Origin of the sequence: Aliidiomarina sp. (assembly GCF_022565475.1) — a bacterium.
In the GTDB taxonomy this organism is placed as follows: domain Bacteria; phylum Pseudomonadota; class Gammaproteobacteria; order Enterobacterales; family Alteromonadaceae; genus Aliidiomarina.
Genome location: NZ_JAIUMR010000018.1, coordinates 15403 through 34731, shown reverse-complemented (window position 1 = coordinate 34731; position 19329 = coordinate 15403). Strand labels below are relative to the sequence as shown.

The window sequence follows — 19329 nt, the reverse complement described above, 5'->3', positions numbered from 1 at the left end:
TAATGCCAGTCAGTTAAGCTGACTGGCATTTTTTCTTTTAAGGGGGTATTTCCTTGTTTTCGGCTTCACCCACCTCGGATAACATCTATCCTCGCGGCGTTCCGGTAGTTTAAAGTACCCCATCTGCGTTAGCAGTGCTTCGTACTGTTTTGGAATATTCCCCGGACTACTTAACGATACCGTGACAAAGAAGTGTGTTATCGCCATTGAACAACTCGTGAAGCTCAGCTGGTTTGGCCATACGCTATCCAATCGTCTTGCCGCGGCGGTCATGCCCTGCCTAATTAAGTTGTAGCACAACAGTAATCCCCATAACTCTTGTCGAATCATATCCGGCCGCTTACTTCTCAGCGTGTGCTCACTATTGAGTAATGTCTGTTTCATTTCACGATATCCCAATTCAATTTCCCAACGATATCGATATAAATCAACCATCTCATCTCTAGGAAAGCGCATTGGGTCAACCATAGATGACAGGATACGGTAGGTTTTTCCGTTAATAGTTTTAGTGACTAACCTAGCATCGATATACTCGGGAAGGTCACTAAAGTTCTTGCGGGCCTGAGGTGTACTGGTTAAGCGTATGTGCTGGTCGTTCTTATTGAAACTGCGGATAACATCGAACTGTAAGTCTTTTTTAGCGGGGAGCATCCAATGCCGTTGCTCGCCTGCCTGATGCCAGCGATTGAGCAAACCTAATGAATAATATCCCTTATCGAAGATAGTTAATGAATGGTCTGGCGTCGTTTCTATTAACTCTTCCGCTAGCTTCATCTCATTGGTGCGGTAGCCTGCGAAGGCGCTATTGAGGAGTTGGTGGCTCGTTATTTCCATATGACAGACCATACGAACTTGAGGATAGGTGCCTTCTTTAAATTGATTACTCTGTGTTTCAAATACCTCGTGATTTTCCCGTGTGTCCGCCGTTCGCCACACAACACCATCAACGGCAAGCAGGTTTAGCCCTGCCCATGTTTCAAATTGGGCCGATTCGTAGCTATGTTTTGCCATTACGCGGAACACTTCGCGAACGGCATCTTCACCCAATCGCTGCCTAGCCTGGACCAGAGCGCTCGGTGCCACCAATGGCTTTTTATCTGGCAGCATAATATCCATCTGTGTTGCAATATCCCAGACAGATTTTTGCCGATATAACGACATGCCAATGATTGACCAAAGTACCGCTTCTAGGGGTAACCTTCTTTTGCGTATGGTGGCGACACCCGCTTGTTCAAAGCCTTGCTGTATAAGTTCTGGAGAGAGAAGCTCTGCATACTTTTCAAAGGTATGGAACGTGCCGCAAGAGTTAAACGCTACTGCCAATTCACTTTCAAAACGCATAAAAAAATCCGCAATTAGAGAACCTAATTACGGATTTTGAACCCTTCTAAGGATCGGTCAACCGATCGCGAAAATTTCTTAACTGATCGGCATTACACTGACGAGTGCCCCTTTTTTTAATCGTTTCTATTGGTCTTCGTAGCCCCAAGGTGTTGGCGGCAACTCGACTGGATTACTAAGGTCGAAATCAACTCTTAACTCACGGCCTTCGCGGGTTAATCGGTAGCTAAAAAATTCGCCTGGATAAATATACATATGCCAAGTATTCCAAATCGACTGAGGAATTTTACGGCGGATAAAGTCTTCTTTTGAATACTGATCAGCAGGGAATGACTGCGCAAACTCCCAGCCAGCATCAACGGTATGGCCACCATACATAGTTCCATCATCATCACTACCGTCCGGCTGGCGATGATCGTGCTTCAGCGAAATTCCAGACCCAGTTTTCGTTAATATCCAGGTTCGGCTATGGTTGTCGCCAATATGAAACGGAATGCGTAACTCGTTATCGCTACATTCACGAACATGCATAACGAGACGGTTTTCGGTGAAGGTTTCAACACCTTTGAAGTTATCTTCAACCACAGTTCCTTCAAAAGCCTGTCCGCAATACTGGCGAATATTATCGAAAAAAGCGTCGTGGGTTGGAATAGAAACGGTCGAACTCAGGACTAAAGCCGCGATCACAGTCATAATCTTACCTATTTTTATATTTAATGTCGTAAAACCTTAGCAAATCTGAACGCAGAAAGGAAAGCCGCGCGCTGAAATGTTTTTTAACGATTTCGTTACACCTGACTTAAACAAATTTGCTATGCTAGCTAACGTTCAGTAATTTCTTCAATCCAGTAGCAAGGTAGACGCTACATAGTGTATCTAGGGGCAATGGGCAGTTATGGCAGAGCAGTTACCCGCACTTCCAGGGATGTTGTTACGTGCAGTGCCGACCATGGTCAGCCGCAAAAAAGCGTTAAACGAAGAACCGAAAGATCTCCAGTTTACATTTCAGCTCGGAGCCTTCGACCGTGCGCACATCGAAAAATATCGGGCGATGTTTCCCGGCTTCGTCAGCGAGATTCCCCTAACTTATTTTTATCTTGCTGCACAACGGGCTCATTTAGCAGCCATGCTCGACCCGAGTTTTCCATGGCCGATTCTTGGTATGGTCCATGTCGCCAACAAAATGACGCAATTCCAAGCCGTTGCGCCGGCGTCAGGTTTTCGCCTTGAAGTCATTATTGAAATGCCAGAACGTGCGGCAACGAAGAAGCGTGTGCGGCCAATCTACCGGGTCGAATTCTGGCAACACAATGAGTTGATCGTGGAATGTATCTCAACCTATCAAGTTGGCGGTGGTGAACCACCCAAACGGGGGCGCCATCGCAGCATGCCTGCTCCAGATTTGTCTGGCTTTGAAGACACCGGCTTATGGCAACTTAGCAGTGAAAGAGGGCGCCAATACGCCAATTTATCGGGCGACTATAACCCTATACACCTTCATCCTTGGTTATCCCGTTGGTTTGGTTTTAGTCGACCGATCATTCATGGCATGTATTCGGTTGGTCGAGCGCAAGCAAAAATCGAATCACTAGCAAAAAAACCGGTCACTATGATGGATGTAATTTTTCGGCGACCACTCATTTTGCCCGCAGAAGCGCATTTTTATTATGCCGGCAGTGGCAGTTTTTGTGTGACTGACGCGAAAGCTGCGAAGGCTTTCCTAGACGGGCACTTTAATCTCGGGGAAGTGACTGACGCTTCTCTATCTTCAGAAGGTAATGAACATGAGTAGTGCATTAATTTGGATCATTATTGGTGTTGTTCTCATCATAAGCGAGTTGTTGGCGACCAGTATTGTCGCTGTATTCCTTGGAATTGGCGCAATCATCACTGGAATTTTGTTACAGCTGGGGTGGATTGAATCGTCAACTGCGCAATATCTCGTTTTCGGTTCTGTCAGCCTGTTGATGCTGCTTACTGCTCGAGGCAAGTTCAAGCGCTGGTTCCGCGGCTTTACCGCTGATGAAGGTGAGCACGGCATGGTGTTTCAAAAAGACCTTGGCGAGCGAGTTACTGTTCATACCGACTTTAATCAAGGTGCCGGGCGCGTGATACTCAACGGCGTCCAATGGGATGCGTACAGCGACGACAGCCTCCAAAAAGGTGATGTAGCCTGGGTTGTTCGTAATGAAGGAATACAACTTAAAGTATCAAAAATAAAGCCAACTCAATAACTTGCACCACATTGAGTTGATTTTTAATTATATTGTCATAATAAAAAATTAAGGAAGAAGTAATGGACACCAATTTAGATATCAGTACGGTTCTTGCGTTTGGTTTTGCTTTGGCAGTGATCATTGTCATCATCAAAACCGCTCGCATCGTCCCTCAACGTTCGAATTTTGTTATTGAACGTTTAGGTAAATATAGTCGCACACTCGATTCCGGCTTTCATATCCTGATTCCATTTATCGATAAAGTTGCCTATATCCAGACCTTAAAAGAAGAAGTCATCGACGTCGATCGCCAAGCGTGCGTGACCAAGGACAACATTCAGGTCGGCATTAATGGTGTTCTGTACATTCAGGTCATTGACGCCTATAAGGCCAGTTACGGCATCAACGATTATCGCTATGCAGCGTCGCAACTTGCACAAACCACAATGCGTTCGGTCATTGGGCAAACGGACCTAGACAAAACCTTTGAAGAGCGTGCCGCAATTAACGAAGAAGTTGTAAAAGCGCTCGACGAAGCAGCGTCGCCATGGGGAATTAAGGTATTACGCTACGAAATCTCAGATATCGAGCTCCCGGCATCCATTAAAGACGCGCTTGAACAACAAATGCGTGCAGAGCGTGAACGGCGCGCTGCGATTGCGAAGTCTGAAGGTGAACGGCAAGCGATGATCAACGTTTCTGAAGGTAACCGTCAAGAAGTCATTAACTTGTCAGAAGCTGAGAAGCAGAAACAAATCAATGAAGCAGAAGGTCGTGCTCGTGAAATTGAGTTGATTGCTGAAGCTACAGCCGAAGGCTTACGTAAAATTGCCAACGCCATCAGTGAGCCTGGTGGTAAAGATGCCGTGAATTTGCGCGTTGCTGAACAATACGTGAAAGAGTTTGGTAATCTTGCGAAAACCAACAATACAATGATTATTCCAGCAGAGCTCGCAAACATCGGTGGTGCAGTTGCAGGGATTACCGAAGTACTGAAACAAACCCAGTCGCGCTCGTAGCAATAGGTACGAGCGTTCACAGACGTGTTTTACGACGTATCGACAAAACTGAATAGAGCCTTGGGGTTAAAACTCGAGGCTTTTTTCTTGGCGCGATTCGACATCGGTGCAGCGTTTGTCACGAAAACACCAAGAATATATTGTTTGAAGAGTAGAGAGTAGAGATCGGCTCAGTTGGATAAGTAAATTCAGTATATCGCGATAAATATATAATTTAACATAATATACATTATACGCATATATATGTTATTCTGTACGAGAAGAATAACGAGCGAAGTTCCCTAGGTTTACCATGTTTTTACGTGCATTCGTTTGAGTCTGAGCTCGGGTGCAGCTAAGCTTTTGGTGATTCTGGTAACGTCGTTTACCTCAATAAAAGGAAAATAGTATGAGAAATAAATCAGTAAAGTCGTTAGTCATTGGTTCAGCAGTCGTCGGCGCACTAGCTTTAGGAACTGCTTCAGCATCTGACTCACCTTGGCACAACTATATCGGAGCTGGTTTTTACGATTTCGGCGATACTGGGTTTTTCATTGAAGGTGCAGCTCAGATCAACGAGCAATTCGTTCTCAATGCTGAAATCGGTGACACCTATGATACCAGTCTTCGTATTGGTGGTCGCTTCCTTACCGGCGTTGATTTAGGCACTGCACCTTTATTTTTAAGCTTAGGCTATTCCGATTATTCGAATTCATTTGATGGTGTGTATTTTGGTGCGGGTATTACTCATCCACTGGACAGCAACATTCACAGTATTTTTGAATTGAATCATGATACTGCTGGTGATGGATTCTGGCGTTTTCGCAGTGGCCTTATGTACCATCTAAATCAAAATTTGTCGGTACAGGGAAGTTACAGCTTAAACACGGACAGTGTTAAGAACGAATTTAAGCTTGGTGTGAGCTACCGTTTCTAAGCAAAACTTAGACTGCGAACACCAAAAAGCTCGTATTGAATCTCAGTACGAGCTTTTTTAGTCCTGTAATCAAGAATTAAAAACGGTAACTAAAACCGAAAAATAACGCGCGGGTTGAGCGCCCTTTAACCATTGGACTGCGACTAATCTCGCTGTCGTTCCGAGCGAGCGAATAACTGGCAACACCGCTCAGGCGCGGCGTGAAATAACGATAACCGCTTAATCCTATCACCGGATTGATTGCACTACTGGGCCTGTAAGCAGCTAACCCAGATCGCATGGATTCTTCGGCACTGACGCCGTAATAATAGTCGACGTAATTCTGGGAGAAATAGTTGAAGCCAATCTCTGGCGATAACTGCCATGCTTGTCCCGGCCGATTCAATGGATACGCATACCGAAAAGTCGCGAGTTGCCCGGTATGTCGACTTGTCACATCGGTTTTAACATGGGTAGTAAAACTACCGTGGCGAGTCGCATAACGGTGCTGCAGACCAAGCGTAAAGCTCAAATTGCGCCGATCCAGTTGTTGCATCTGCGCATCATTTGTTTCCTGCGGACGAAAGCGAAAAAGCTCAGCATTTAAAGTCACTGCAATCTGTTGCTGGCGACTTCGGTGCGCTATCCAACCCGCGGTTAAACCACGCAGATAAACTCGTTCGCTTTCATAACCAATAAACGGCACAGCAATCGAGTCCGACTTTAATCCGCGATAATTTTGCTTGGATGACACATACGCAGCTCCACCACTCCACCCCTGCGGAATCATTAGCGGCGCACTGTCCTCGTCTTGCGCTTGTGCAGACTGGATTGCGAATAATCCAGAGCATAAAAATAACGAACGCAAGATCGTCCGATAATTGCTTGTGCAAGCACATGCCATAAATACTGTCTCCCTAGTTACCGGGTTACTCTACTTGAAAGTCAATAAATAGAGAAGCTTCACCCGACTCGCTGATTGACGTATCATACGCGATAGTTCGGCGCTTGGTTTAAAAGTTATGGTTTGACCAACATGAGCGCCCCCATTATTGGAATTCTGAATGTCTAAACTAAGTACGCAAGCAACCGAGTTGCAGCACGAATTAAATCACAATCTTGAACTGACTCGCGAGGCATTGCGTTTACGCGTTGAACATTTGCAGGCGAATGTTGAGCCTTGGTTTACCGCTCGTCCGCTGACATCAAAGCCTGATCCCTTGGTTGGGCAGCAACGCGCAGCCACCGCTATTGAGCGCGCACAGTTAATCCGTTCGAACTTATCACACATCTATATGGCCACGCCCTCAGGCGTGCTCGTTGAAGATATTCTCGAAAGTATGAGTTTGGAACAACAGTGGAACGGCAAGAACTTTCGCGACTGGGTGTATTTAGCGAATCCTGTTGATGATCGGGCACCCATTTGTGTCAGCTTACCCGCGGGTAAAGCAGAAGAAGCCTTAACAGACTTGTGGCAACTGCTCGAGCAACCGGCAGAGCAACGGCAATCCATTTATGAAGAGTTGATCGATAAATACAGTTCTGCAGAATTTCGGCACTACCTAGAACGTGTTAAAGACCTCTCCTTCGACGACATTCCAGGTAGCGAGTTAGCCACAGTGATCGTTTCTCACACCGAGAGCAAGCCTTGGTATTATTGCGATCGTGTTTCCCAAGCTAGTTTATTTGGCGATATTCGCCTGCAAAGCGTGGAAGGAACGATTAGCGCCGAGTTGCATTTAATTAAGCCTGGTGCGGTATTAAAAGCAAACGGAGGAACCTTGGCGATCAATGCATTACAACTTTTAACGCAACCTGAGCTTTGGAACCAACTAAAACACGTTCTTCGCACCGGTCGTTTTGAATGGGCGCAGCCAACGTCGCAACAAACCGCGATACACTACGAGCCCGATCCTGTTCCCATTAATTTAAAAGTTATCTTAGTCGGTGGTCGTGAGCTATATAGTCAGCTCAAAGACCTCGATGGCGAATTTTCTAACCTGTTCCCCTACTTTGCCGAGCTTACCAGCTACTACCCGACACAAAAGTTTGCCGTCGAACCCTATTACGATTTTCTGGCGTATGTGCAGAACCGCGCACGCTGTCGGCCGTTAAGCGATGACGCAGTACTAGAGTTGTTAGCAACGTCCTCCCGCTATACGGAACATCAGCACGAGCTGAGTCTCGATGCCGTGATGCTCATTCAATTATTGGAGGAAGCGGAAGTGCTCGCTGCACTGGCTGGTGAACCAACCATTACTGCCGAGCACTTGCGTGAAGCTGAACGAGAAAGCGAACATCGGGATCGACTTCTTGCGGAATTAAATTGGCAATCCATTCTTGAACAACAAATCAAAATTGATACCGACGGTGAAGTGATCGGTCAAATTAACGGCCTCACCGTCGTTCATATGGGCGGAGTCGAGTTTGGGGAACCGTCTCGAATTACCACCACCATACATTACGGTGATGGTGATATTATCGATATTGAACGTAAAGCTGAGCTGAGTGGTGCCATACACACCAAAGGCATTATGATTTTAAGTGCTTATTTGGCCAACTTATTTGCTCGGCAAGAGCCGATGCCATTGTCCGCGACTCTTGTGTTTGAACAGTCTTATCACGAAGTTGATGGTGACAGTGCATCACTGGCGGAATTGTGTTGCTTGGTGTCGGCGTTAAGCGAAACGCCGATTCAACAGTCAATCGCCGTGACAGGAGCCATCGATCAGTTTGGTAATGTCCAAGCGATAGGCGGCATTAATCAGAAAATCCAAGGTTACTTTGAAATTTGTCAGCGGCGCGGTTTGAATGGCAAACATGGTGTAATTGTGCCGCAGTCAAACGTTATGAACATTCATTTAAGTCCAGAAGTTCGCGCTGCTGTCTTGGCTAAACAGTTTTCCATCTATGCGGTCAATCATGCCACCCAAGCTTTTGAGTTGTTATTACAGACGCCGTGTGGTGAAGCATTGAATTTAGACGAGCATACCATCTTTGGACGTATTTATCGGCGACTGCAAACCGCTTTAGCCTCACAGCAAGGGACGCCAGAACCATGGTGGAAACGCCTATTTGGGACGGCTAAACAAGAGAATTCGGCAGAAAACTAACTGTTCGGACTTGTTTAGCGTACACCTGTTCGCTAATCTTGGCACCAGATTTTTATTTCAATTAAGACTCCTGAGTTACTCAGGATAATCAGGTGCCCATTTATGCAATCTAGTTTTACTCGTGAAGAGCTTCTCGCCTGCAGCCGAGGCGAAATGTTTGGTCCTGGCAATAGTCAGCTTCCTGCCCCGAATATGTTGATGATGGACCGCATTACCATCATGAATGACGACGGCGGTGACCACGGCCTTGGCTATATTGAAGCGGAGCTCGACATTCACCCTGACCTCTGGTTTTTTGCATGCCATTTCCCCGGGGACCCAGTAATGCCTGGTTGTCTTGGCCTTGATGCCTTATGGCAAACACTCGGCTTCTTCTTAGCCTGCTCTGGAGGACCGGGCCGTGGTCGTGCTCTTGGGGTTGGTGAAGTTAAGTTTACTGGACAGATTCTACCTACCGCAAAAAAAGTGACGTATAAAATTCATATGAAGCGTGTGGTGAAACGCCGTTTGTTCATGGGAATTGGCGACGGTTATGTAGAAGTCGATGGTCGCACCATCTATGAGGCGAAAGATCTTAAAGTTGGTCTATTTACCGATACGTCAGGTTTCTAGTTATAAATATTTAATGCTAACAACGATAAAGCCCCCTTTTTTAGGGGGCTTTCCACTACTGTAACCGGTTAACGAATTATAATCGGAACAGACCTTCGGTGCGGGCTTCTATGGCATCACGCCAACCTCCAAGCCACTGCGAGCGAACGTCACCATTTTGATAAGGACAAGTTTCTTTTGAGCGGCCTGATACCCCTGCTTTGAAACCTTGAGAATGCGCACGTTCCATCCGGTCACGTTTTTGTCTTCTCATTATCACTTTCCTCTCTGTTTTCGTTTTACTGATTGTCGTCTATGCCTTGGCTGATTATTCAGCAACTCTGATTGACAACAATATCGACAATCCAGTGGACTCCAGCTTTACTGATGTGGAGCCGAGCTGGAATAGAAATGATGGTCACAACTCCTTTTTATAATGCGTGGATTTTTATGTGTGTTTCTTGCGTAGTACGGTTAACGTTTTTTCTGTTCCGTATCTATATGGATAGTGATTAAGGCAGGAAAGTTCAATACTAAAAACGGAACCTCAGCATACTTTTTCAATAAGCTGTTGAGGTTCCGCTGAATTTTAGGTTAGACCAAAAACACCTAAGCGGCGTTCTTTTTGCGGCGTATGGCTATAAGGGAGAATAATCCAAACACGCCTAACCAAAACGGCGTAATTGACGCACCTTTACGTTGCGTCTGATCGTCAATTTCCTCTTGGCAGCCAGTTTGACTCGAGTCCGGCGTTAGTAATAAAGTACGGACTCGTGCTGTTTCGACCATCTCACCGTCGACTTCAACGTCCATCATACGCACTGCAGAAGCGATAATCTCACCTTGATCATTAATCGCCACGCCTTCGTTGATCACGTACTCACTATTACATGGCAAGAACGAGTTTAAATCATAAGTTGTGTCGGTATTCATGTCGTATAAAAAGCCGACGCTACGCCGCTGAATGCCTTGTACACCCCGGAGTTCAGTCGTACCGACGACTAAACCATGGTTGTTAATTGCTCGAGGAGCCCAAGCAACATCTGAATACAAACCAGTCGGGAATATCGCTTCACTCGGACCGTTGGTGACGTCCATATAGAACAGGCGCTGACGTTGTGCGCCGAAAGCGAATACGGTCGCGGCTCCAACCGCAATGTTAGAATCGTTGATTGCCGTAAACGAGCTCACATCACGATATGGGCTATCGGCTTCAAACGCTTCAATCGCTCCTTCATCGGTAAAAATCGTCGCCCGATTGAAAGCACCTTGAACTAATTGCCGTGTCGACGTGCCGACGATAACACCATGATTATTCACTGCATTGGCCACACTCCGATAGCGTACCGTTTGCCATGGATCTTCCGCATCTTCCTCGGAATCAAACGTGACTCCAAAAGAGCGTGACGAGACGACATCGCCTTGGGCGGTCAATTGCCAAGCGAATGCTCGCTCTTCAGTAATGGGTGTGACAACACCGGCACGACCACTGCTGTTATACCAAAACCGATAGAGACAGGCTTGCAGCGGCTCTAAGTCAATTGCCTCACCATCTTCATCGACATCGGTGGTGCAGTCATCATAAATTTCCTCAAGACGGAAGCCATCAATAAAGGTTCCAAAGCCTACGGCCAAGTGGTTATTATTGATATCAATAAAGCTTGAGACACCGCCGAGGATTTTTGCCTCATCTGTACCTAATAGCTTATATTCGTTGCCATCTGTCCAGGCCGCAACCGGAAATCCGTCACGAACGTGAAAACGCGCCTCTTCACCTTGTAAATCTGTCCCCTCCAGCCAATAGAAAGGCAAGGCAGATTGGCCAACGACAATCCCATGGTCGTTGATGGCGCGTGCGCGAAAGTCGACACTGTCGCTGCGTTGACCCGTCTCTTCATCTAAAGACTCAAACCCATCGAGTTCAAACAGATTTGAACCTTGGAATTGATAACCGAGAACGATCGCAAGCTTCTGGAAACGTGGATTATTGCCAATCGATGTGCCATTAATCAACGCATTGCGGACGCGAAGTTTATCGGTATCACTTAAATCGTTGAGGTCGACATCTTCGCCAAGAAAAGAAAAGACTTCCGGATCCAATAGATCGTATCGAACATTCTGCGACCGTAGATCGGAGAGCTGTCCAATAATGTGACCTTGATTATTGATGTCACGGGGCGAAGTATGAATACTCCCTTCAAGACTGCCGATATCGGTCACTCGATACCCGGTATCAGCGTAGGCGACACTCATTGAGGTCGCTGCGAATGCTGCAATGGCGAGAGATAACTTAGTTCTGCGCATTTAATTACCTTGTAAGTTTTCTAAATAGTCCCAACGTTCCAGTGCTTCCATAAGTAGTACTTCAACCTCTGCAAGGCGAATGGTAGCTGACTCAGTCTGCTCGACTGGTTGGCGGAAAAATTCCGGATCATTGATTTGTTGTTGTAATTTTTCTTGTTCGGCTTCTAATGCATCAATTTGACTCGGCAGAAGCTCTAATTCGCGTTTCAGCTTGTATGATAACTTGTTCGTCCCTTTAGCTAAAGGGGATTGCTTCTCTGAGTCAATCGGTGAAGATTTAGTTCCATGCGAATTGCCTTTTTCTAACAGAGAATTAATCTGCGCTTGTTGATAGTGAGCGACCTCTGTAAAACCACCAATAATTTCGGTGACTTTACCCTGCCCCTCAAACAACAGTACGGACGTCGCTGTGTTATCAATAAATTCACGGTCATGGCTGACCAGAAACACTGTTCCGGGGTAATCAACGACGACCTGCTCTAACAATTCGAGTGTATCAATATCAAGATCATTGGTCGGCTCATCGAGAATGAGCAGGTTGCTCTCACGCAACAGAATTTTCGCTAACATAACGCGGTTTTTTTCACCGCCAGACAAGGCTTTGACCGGCATTTGTGCTTGTTGTGGCGAGAACAAAAAGTCTTGTAAGTAACTAAAAATATGCCGGGTGCGGCCCCGGTGAGTCACTTCCTTCTTACCCTCGGCAACATTATCCGCCACACTCAGCGACTCATCGATTTGCTGACGGTGTTGGTCAAAGTAAGCAACCTGTAAATTTGTACCTAATTTGACAATACCGCTTTGCGGCGTTAGTTCACCAAGCACACAACGAATGAAGCTACTTTTCCCGCATCCGTTTGGTCCGACTAAGGCAATTTTGTCACCGCGCTGAATCGTCACAGTCAGCCCTTTAATTAATGGGGTTTCTGTGTAGCCCAAACATAAGTCTTGCGCTTCAAACACAATTTTACCGGAACGCTCACTTGTTGTGCTATCGAACTTGACCTGTCCTTGTACTTGTCGCCGCTGCGCCCGCTGCTGTCGCAATTCTTTTAGCGCGCGCACTCGGCCTTCGTTACGTGTTCTGCGAGCCTTGACGCCTTGGCGAATCCAAACTTCTTCTTGTGCCAATTTCTTATCGAATTCGGCGTTTTGCGCCGCCTCCACTTCGATTAAGCGCTGCTTCTCTTCAAGAAATGCCGCATAGTCACCGAGAAAACTCGTCAGTGCGCCACGGTCTAAATCGACAATCCGTGTTGCCAAACGACGAATAAACGCCCGATCATGACTTATAAAGACAATGGCACCATTGAAGTCGAGGAGCATGTTTTCTAACCAAGCCACAGCATCAACATCGAGGTGGTTGGTCGGCTCGTCAAGCAACAATATCTCTGGATTCGTTGCTAATGCTTTGGCAAGTGCTGCCCGCCGCAACCATCCACCGGATAAATTTGCCATCGGTGTTTGACCATCGAGCTTCAACCGACTCAGCACCTGCTCAACCTGGGTTTGCAGCTGCCAGCCTTCAACTGCTTCAATTTTTGTTTGCACTTGCATCAGCTCGTCGAATAATTTTTCATTCCCCGGCTCTTCACCAATTGCAAGTGTTAACGCTTGATAGCGTTCCAGTAACGCACCGACATTGGCAAATGCTCCAACAACATACTGAAACACTGACCCCTGAGTCCGTGGCGGCGGATCTTGTGGCAGCATCGCGACACGGGTATTACCCACGTAATGCAGTTCGCCTTCGTCGAGATGAATATCACCATTCAGAACTTTCAATAAACTTGATTTACCGGCGCCATTACGACCGGTAATACAGACCCTCTCGCCCTGTTCGACAATAAACTCTGTACCATCGAGGACAGGTGCAGTGCCGAAGGCTAAGCGGGCATTGGCTAAGCGTAAAACAACACTCATGATTCAAGAAATTCCAATAATTGTGCAGGATCAAACGGCCACTTCATCTCGGCATCATCACGTCCACGGATTAACACCGGAACCAGCGTCGCGTACTCTTCAATCAGTTCTGGCTCATCGCTAATATCGACAACGCCCAGCTCAATAGGCTCTGCTAAGGGCGATTGATGAATCAATTGGATCGCTTGCGTACACAACGGACAATGCGGTTTCGTTAATAAAAAAAAGCTACGCATGGGTTAAATACCAGCAATAGTGAATGGCCCGTTGTTTAGCGAAGTCCGGCGGAATACTCGCTCGAGTTTGATCTTTTAATGCAAATCCTATGGCCTCTAGCTCAGCTTGGGCGATTTTAAAGCCTCGTTTATTGGTGGTAAAAATAAGTTCGCCACCGGGCGCTAAAAGCTTTTTGGCGTCCCTTAGAATTGCAACGTGATCGCGCTGGACATCAAAGACATCGGCCATGCGTTTTGAATTTGAAAACGTTGGTGGGTCAATAAAAATAAGGTCCCATTGCGGTGTGTTTTCAGCCTGACTTTGTTCACTTAACCACTTTAAGCAATCAGTCTGAACAAATTCATGCCGATTAATCGTTAAATGATTAAGGCGGAAGTTATCCTTTGCCCAGTTCAAATAGGTTTTTGATAAATCAACTGTGGTAATCTGCTCTGCACCACCCAAGCCTGCATGAACTGACGCTGTTCCGGTGTAAGCAAACAGATTCAAAACACGTTTACCCTGCGCGCGTTTTTGAATCTCATGCCGAACCCAACGGTGGTCAAGAAATAAGCCAGTGTCGAGGTAATCCGTTAAATTCACCAAAAAACGTGCATTATACTCCTGAACTTCAATCACCACGCCTTCTTCAGCAACACGAGTGTACTGTGCTTCGCCTTTCTGGCGCTTGCGCTGTCGCGTATGGATGTTGTTCGCATCAATCGGTAAGCTATCCAGTACAGCCTCAATAATCTGCCACCAACGTTTTTCGGTGACGTGCTCAGGAATATTGGTTGGAGCGGCATATTCTTGGATAATTAAATGGCCATCGTAGTAGTCGATCGCTGCGTTAAACTCAGGAATATCGGCGTCATACACCCGGAAACAATTAATGCCTTCCTTATTCGCCCACTGCTGCCGTTGTTGCCAATTCTTTTGCAGGCGATTTTGTAACGACTCCAGTTCCGGACGAGCAAATTCTTGCTGCTCATCGGAAAGTTGCAGAATCGCGAGAAGAACTTGAATACCACCGTTATTCAACTTGTACTTTTTCTCAGTACGAATACGCATGGCTTTGATCATCGATTCGTCAGCTGCCAAAATTGCTGCTCGCCAACCCGGAATGCCTTTGCGTAAATGCTTACCAAAGTCGCGATAAAAACGCCAAGCACTAAAGGTACTACCTAAACGTTCACCGTAAGGTGGGTTCGCTAACATTAAGCCGCTGGTCGCGTGGCGGTAGCGTTTTAATACCCACTCATCCGTTGCTGAGCCACATTCAATTTTAATCAGTTGTTCAAAACCTAAACTCCGCAGATTTTGCTGCGCTGCTGCGACCACGGTTGGATCGTCATCAACGCCATGAAACTTAGTCGTGCAAGCAGCCACAGCTATGTCAAAACGCTGTTGTGCTTCTGCTTTAACTTCATTCCAAACAGAAGCTTTGTGTGCACGCCATGCGTTAAAGCCCCACTCTGTTCGCCCTAAACCAGGTGCACGATCGGTTGCGAGCATCGCCGCTTCAATTAAGAGCGTGCCGGAGCCACAGGTCGGATCGGCGACCAAAGCTGGCCACTGACTGCTGTTCTGGGTAAACGACTGCGTTAAGCCTGCACGATGAATTAAAGCGGCTGCCAGCGTTTCACGAATCGGCGCGGCACCCTTTGCTTGCCGATATCCGCGTTCATGCAGGCCAGAACCAGCTAAATCAAGATAGAGTGTTGCTTCACCTTTGTGCAGATAGCCCTGAATATTAATTTCTGGTCGTTGCACAGCAACATCGGGGCGACGCAAGCCATGACGACGAAAGGCATCGACAACACCGTCTTTCACGACTTGCGCGGAAAATTGAGTGTTCTTTAAGGTTTCACTAGTGCCGTTAAAACGTACAGAAAACGTATTCCGCTCGTTGAAAATATCCGGCCACGCATAGCTGCCCGCCAGTTTCTCTAATGCAAAGCGATCATGCACTTCGCCCGCGCAGAGCTTGAGCAGCACTCGGCTGCCTAAACGACTCCACAAACAAAGGACATAGCCTAAACGTAAATCACCACGGCAGTGAACACCCGAGTTCGTGGCTTTTACGTCTGCGCCACCTAATTCAGTGACTTCTTGTACTAAAAGTTCCTCAAGGCCACGACCACAGGGAACAAAATATTCAAACTCTTGCATTGATGCTTCGCTAGTTACTTAAAATAGAGATGAAGTATAACGCAATCACAAACTGCTGTCTGTGAATGGGCGCTGTGCGATGCATAAAAACCCAACAAAACCCTTGGTTTTGCTGCTTATTTGCGCACTTAGTCACTAAACACTTATTTATTTAACTTTCCCACTTGCAATCAAGCTCCACACTGTTAAGATACGCCCCTAATCGGACGCGGGGTGGAGCAGTCTGGTAGCTCGTCGGGCTCATAACCCGAAGGTCGTAGGTTCAAATCCTGCCCCCGCAACCAATTTCCTGTCTTGGTTTATCTCCTTTATAAAGTTTCAGTAAATCATCGATTTATTGCTTTTCAATACGCGTCTCGCTATATTTCAATAAGAATCATCATAACAATAGGTGCAAGGTGCAACTGACAGACTTATTGGTGGTTTTCTATTGGCTTATTATCGCCACCGTATTTTTGCGCATTATCTTTAAACGCCGTTCCGTTTCGTCCTCACTCGCGTGGGTTCTGATTGTTGTCGTTTTTCCTGTCTTTGGTGTCATCGTTTACCTCCTTTTCGGTGAGATACAGCTCGGAAAAAAACGTCTTGAGCGCGCGATTGCTTTACGCAAACCCTTTATTCAAAATTATATTGATCACCTGCAGGGCCACGAAACTACAGAGCCAAAGCAACATGCGGCGCAAGCGATCTTTCAAATTATGCATCAGCGTGACGGCATTGGTGCGCTAAGTTACGAAAATCTCTGCGTGCTCGCCGATGCGGATCAGATCTTTGATGCTTGGCTCGAAGATATCGCCGCAGCAAAACAAAATATCCGCATGGAGTTTTATATCTGGGAGCCGGCTGGACGTGTTCAAGAAATCACTGAGGCGCTTATTGACGCTGCTAAACGCGGTATTGATATCGAAATATTGATAGACCATGCCGGCAGTTGGCGTTTTTTCTTATATCATCGCGACGAGCGTCGTTTACGCGAGGCTGGAATAAAAATTCTGCCCGCTCTGCCAGTGACAATTTTTCGAAACATTTTCCGTCGTGCCGATATTCGCTTACACCGTAAACTTTTGTTGATCGACCACCAAATTTGTTACACCGGCTCTATGAATATGGCCGATCCTCGTTTCTTTAATGCGAATAAACGTTATGGTCCGTGGATCGACATGATGGTTCGCTTTAGTGGGCCAGCGGCATTTGGTGTCTCGAAAGTTTTTTCTTGGGATTGGGAAATTGAGACCGGTCAACGAAACTTCCCACAATTGAACTTTCCATTGAAGTCAAACAGCCAACGCTTATCGATCATCCCATCAGGCCCGGGGCACGACGAAGAATACATGCATCAAATCATGCTCTCAGTGCTTCACCGTGCTGATCGCAATATTACCATAGCAACCCCCTACTTCGTGCCCTCAGACAGTATTTATTCAGCACTTCGTCATGCTGCCAAACGAGGAGTGCAAGTGACTATTTTGTTGCCTAAGTACAGCGATTCAAGAATCGCAAAATTAGCCAGTCAGTCTTATTTTGAAGGACTCTTAAAGGCTGGGGTGAGAATTATGTTGTTTAAAGACGGCTTATTGCATACGAAAGCGATCACCGTCGATGATGAGCTAGCCATGGTCGGAAGTATGAACCTTGATATGCGGAGTTTGCAGCTAAACTTTGAATTGTCACTAGCGCTCTACGAGAAGGACTGTTGCGAACAAGTGTGTGAACTTCTCGCCCGTTATCAGTCAGCGAGCGAACCTATTGAACTGGCTGACTGGCAAGCGCGCGGCCGCCATCGTCGGATGGCAGAGCGATTCATGTACTTTCTCAGTCCATTGTTATGAGTCGATAAGACTTACGCGCGCTGTTGCGTCGCGTCGTAAACCACAGGAAGTGGATGACGTAAAGACACTTGTAAACGATCATTGAGAACGCGAACGACATCAAAGCGCTGCAAGGTCCGAATTCCATCTAATGAAAACTGTTCGTCCACCAACATACACAATGAACAACGATCATCTTGTTCAATAATCAAAAAGTCAGCCTGTTCAAGCCCCGAATCTAATGCGCAAAATAAATGCGACGTCGGCCATGGGTGCACGTCATCAAATTCACCAAACTTGAAATACCAGCTTTGCGGTAACATTAATTTACCAAAGCGAACCAACGCACAGGCATGTAATGCAAAATCAAACTGTTCAGCGGCGGAAAACGCACTGTAGGTATCCAGATAATCAGAAAAACGCTGGAACTGACTGGCGTCATCCATTGAAAACGAGACAGTCTCAGGCAAACGGTCACGCAGGAGTGAGCGCTTAAAACGAAGGGGTTGAAAAATATTTCGGTCTAATTCAATGACGAGTTGTTGATTGTCGCGAAATGACCACTGCCAGTTTTGCATAATTGTCGAATCCAATGAACGCTTGTGCAACTGTGGCTACAACTAACGGCATCATGCCATTAAACAACAGTAATTATTTTGCAGTATAATAGGGGTAATCCCTTATTTTTACAAGTTTTCAACAAGTTCTTTTACTAAACTAGGTCCTTGGTAGATAAACCCAGTATAAACCTGCACTAATTGAGCACCTGCTGCCAGCTTTTCGCGGGCCTGTGCGACCGATCCAATACCACCCGCACCGATGATTGGAAAGTCACTCGGCAGAACCTCGCGCAGCCAACGGATCACCTCAGTACTTTTGTCTGTTAATGGCTGTCCACTGAGTCCCCCCGCTTCTTCGGCATGCGCTAAGCCAAGCACTGCGTCTCGGTCTAGCGTTGTATTCGTCGCGATGACGCCGTCTAACTCGAACGCTTGAATTGCATGGGCAAAGCTATGTGTTTGCTCACGCGTCATATCGGGTGCAATTTTGACTAAAATGGGTACATATTTGCCGGTACTTTCACTGAGTTCCAATTGTTTCTGCCGTAACGATTTCAATAACCGACTCAGTGAATCGCCTTGCTGAAATGCTCGTAAACCAGGTGTGTTGGGTGACGAGATGTTAACGCTGATATAGCTGGCAACCGCATACACGCGTTCCAAACAATACAAATAATCAAGATGGCCGTCTTCCTCGGCAGTATCCTTGTTTTTACCGATATTAATCCCAATAACACCGCGGAAGCCATCGGGCCGTTGCTGTTCAGCACGCACTCGCTCCACCAGCGCATCAACGCCTTGGTTGTTAAAACCCATACGATTGATTAACGCCTGTTGCTCCGGCAAGCGGAACATCCGTGGTTTCGGATTTCCGCTTTGCGCACGCGGTGTCACGGTTCCGATTTCGATAAAACCAAACCCAATTGCCGCTAACGCATTGATACAATGACCGTCTTTATCAAGGCCTGCGGCCAGTCCCACTGGGTTTGGAAAACGTAACCCAAGCAGTTCAACCGGTTTCTCAGGCAGCTTCTGCGCAATCAAACAGCGTAAAGGCCCATGATTAAGCTTACTGAGTTGCCTTAACGTAAAGTCATGTGACCATTCAGCATCCTTGCTGAATAAGGCTTTGCGAACAATTGGATACAAGTTCAATGTAAATCAACCTTTG

The 19329-nt window shown here is 46.6% G+C and carries 17 protein-coding genes and 1 tRNA gene; 8 read left to right on the top strand and 10 right to left on the bottom strand.

The window, feature by feature from the left end:
* Nucleotides 1–9: 9 nt before the first annotated feature.
* Both LAT77_RS12045 and LAT77_RS12040 read right to left on the bottom strand, forming a co-directional pair.
* Nucleotides 10–1341 (bottom strand): IS4 family transposase, encoded by a 1332-nt coding sequence (locus LAT77_RS12045; RefSeq protein ID WP_290564815.1) that lies wholly within the window; start codon nt 1339–1341, stop codon nt 10–12.
* 126 nt (nt 1342–1467) lie between these two features.
* Nucleotides 1468–2034, bottom strand: a complete 567-nt coding sequence (locus LAT77_RS12040) for a hypothetical protein (protein ID WP_290564814.1) — start codon at nt 2032–2034, stop codon at nt 1468–1470.
* Between the two features lie 202 nt (nt 2035–2236).
* On the opposite strand from LAT77_RS12040, the gene LAT77_RS12035 reads away from it, so the two are divergent.
* The 4 genes from LAT77_RS12035 (at nt 2237) to LAT77_RS12020 (ending at nt 5492) form a co-directional block, all read left to right on the top strand.
* On the top strand, nt 2237–3133 hold the full coding sequence (locus LAT77_RS12035) for a MaoC/PaaZ C-terminal domain-containing protein (RefSeq protein WP_290564813.1): 897 nt from the start codon (nt 2237–2239) through the stop codon (nt 3131–3133).
* A complete protein-coding gene (locus tag LAT77_RS12030; RefSeq protein WP_290564812.1) occupies nt 3126–3575 on the top strand; it encodes an NfeD family protein in 450 nt (149 codons plus the stop codon). Before LAT77_RS12035 ends, LAT77_RS12030 begins: the two co-directional genes overlap by 8 nt.
* A gap of 62 nt (nt 3576–3637) precedes the next feature.
* Entirely contained in the window at nt 3638–4576 is a 939-nt protein-coding gene (locus tag LAT77_RS12025; protein WP_290564811.1) for a stomatin-like protein, read from the top strand.
* A 388-nt stretch (nt 4577–4964) separates the two neighbouring features.
* Entirely contained in the window at nt 4965–5492 is a 528-nt protein-coding gene (locus tag LAT77_RS12020) for an outer membrane beta-barrel protein (protein ID WP_290564810.1), read from the top strand.
* A gap of 76 nt (nt 5493–5568) precedes the next feature.
* On the opposite strand, the gene LAT77_RS12015 is transcribed toward LAT77_RS12020, so the two are convergent.
* Nucleotides 5569–6375, bottom strand: coding sequence for a MipA/OmpV family protein (locus tag LAT77_RS12015; RefSeq protein ID WP_290564809.1), 807 nt, complete (start codon nt 6373–6375; stop codon nt 5569–5571).
* Between the two features lie 160 nt (nt 6376–6535).
* Between LAT77_RS12015 and LAT77_RS12010 the strand changes: the two genes are divergently transcribed.
* Nucleotides 6536–8584 (top strand): AAA family ATPase, encoded by a 2049-nt coding sequence (locus tag LAT77_RS12010; RefSeq protein WP_290564808.1) that lies wholly within the window; start codon nt 6536–6538, stop codon nt 8582–8584.
* Between the two features lie 102 nt (nt 8585–8686).
* Nucleotides 8687–9196, top strand: coding sequence for a 3-hydroxyacyl-[acyl-carrier-protein] dehydratase FabA (gene fabA, locus LAT77_RS12005; RefSeq protein ID WP_290564807.1), 510 nt, complete (start codon nt 8687–8689; stop codon nt 9194–9196).
* 76 nt (nt 9197–9272) lie between these two features.
* Here fabA and rmf read toward each other — a convergent pair whose 3' ends face one another.
* From rmf to rlmKL, 5 genes are all read right to left on the bottom strand, one after another.
* Nucleotides 9273–9449, bottom strand: a complete 177-nt coding sequence (rmf, locus tag LAT77_RS12000; protein ID WP_290564806.1) for a ribosome modulation factor — start codon at nt 9447–9449, stop codon at nt 9273–9275.
* A 335-nt stretch (nt 9450–9784) separates the two neighbouring features.
* The gene (locus tag LAT77_RS11995; protein WP_290564805.1) at nt 9785–11479 is read right to left on the bottom strand and encodes a DUF3466 family protein; all 1695 of its coding nucleotides are present in this window, start codon (nt 11477–11479) and stop codon (nt 9785–9787) included.
* Nucleotides 11480–13402, bottom strand: coding sequence for an ATP-binding cassette domain-containing protein (locus LAT77_RS11990; RefSeq protein WP_290564804.1), 1923 nt, complete (start codon nt 13400–13402; stop codon nt 11480–11482). It abuts the gene before it with no gap.
* Nucleotides 13399–13638 (bottom strand): glutaredoxin family protein, encoded by a 240-nt coding sequence (locus tag LAT77_RS11985; protein ID WP_290564803.1) that lies wholly within the window; start codon nt 13636–13638, stop codon nt 13399–13401. Before LAT77_RS11985 ends, LAT77_RS11990 begins: the two co-directional genes overlap by 4 nt.
* Nucleotides 13631–15790 (bottom strand): bifunctional 23S rRNA (guanine(2069)-N(7))-methyltransferase RlmK/23S rRNA (guanine(2445)-N(2))-methyltransferase RlmL, encoded by a 2160-nt coding sequence (gene rlmKL, locus LAT77_RS11980; protein ID WP_290564802.1) that lies wholly within the window; start codon nt 15788–15790, stop codon nt 13631–13633. Before rlmKL ends, LAT77_RS11985 begins: the two co-directional genes overlap by 8 nt.
* A 207-nt stretch (nt 15791–15997) precedes the next feature.
* On the opposite strand from rlmKL, the gene LAT77_RS11975 reads away from it, so the two are divergent.
* Together LAT77_RS11975 and cls are read left to right on the top strand one after the other, a co-directional pair.
* Nucleotides 15998–16074: transfer RNA gene (locus tag LAT77_RS11975), tRNA-Met, on the top strand.
* 114 nt (nt 16075–16188) lie between these two features.
* Nucleotides 16189–17619, top strand: a complete 1431-nt coding sequence (gene cls / locus LAT77_RS11970; protein WP_290564801.1) for a cardiolipin synthase — start codon at nt 16189–16191, stop codon at nt 17617–17619.
* Nucleotides 17620–17630: 11 nt separating this feature from the next.
* Here the strand turns inward: cls and LAT77_RS11965 are convergent, their stop codons facing one another.
* Nucleotides 17631–18176, bottom strand: a complete 546-nt coding sequence (locus tag LAT77_RS11965) for a cell division protein ZapC domain-containing protein (protein WP_290564800.1) — start codon at nt 18174–18176, stop codon at nt 17631–17633.
* A gap of 108 nt (nt 18177–18284) precedes the next feature.
* On the bottom strand, nt 18285–19313 hold the full coding sequence (locus LAT77_RS11960; RefSeq protein WP_290564799.1) for a quinone-dependent dihydroorotate dehydrogenase: 1029 nt from the start codon (nt 19311–19313) through the stop codon (nt 18285–18287).
* Nucleotides 19314–19329: the final 16 nt, after the last annotated feature.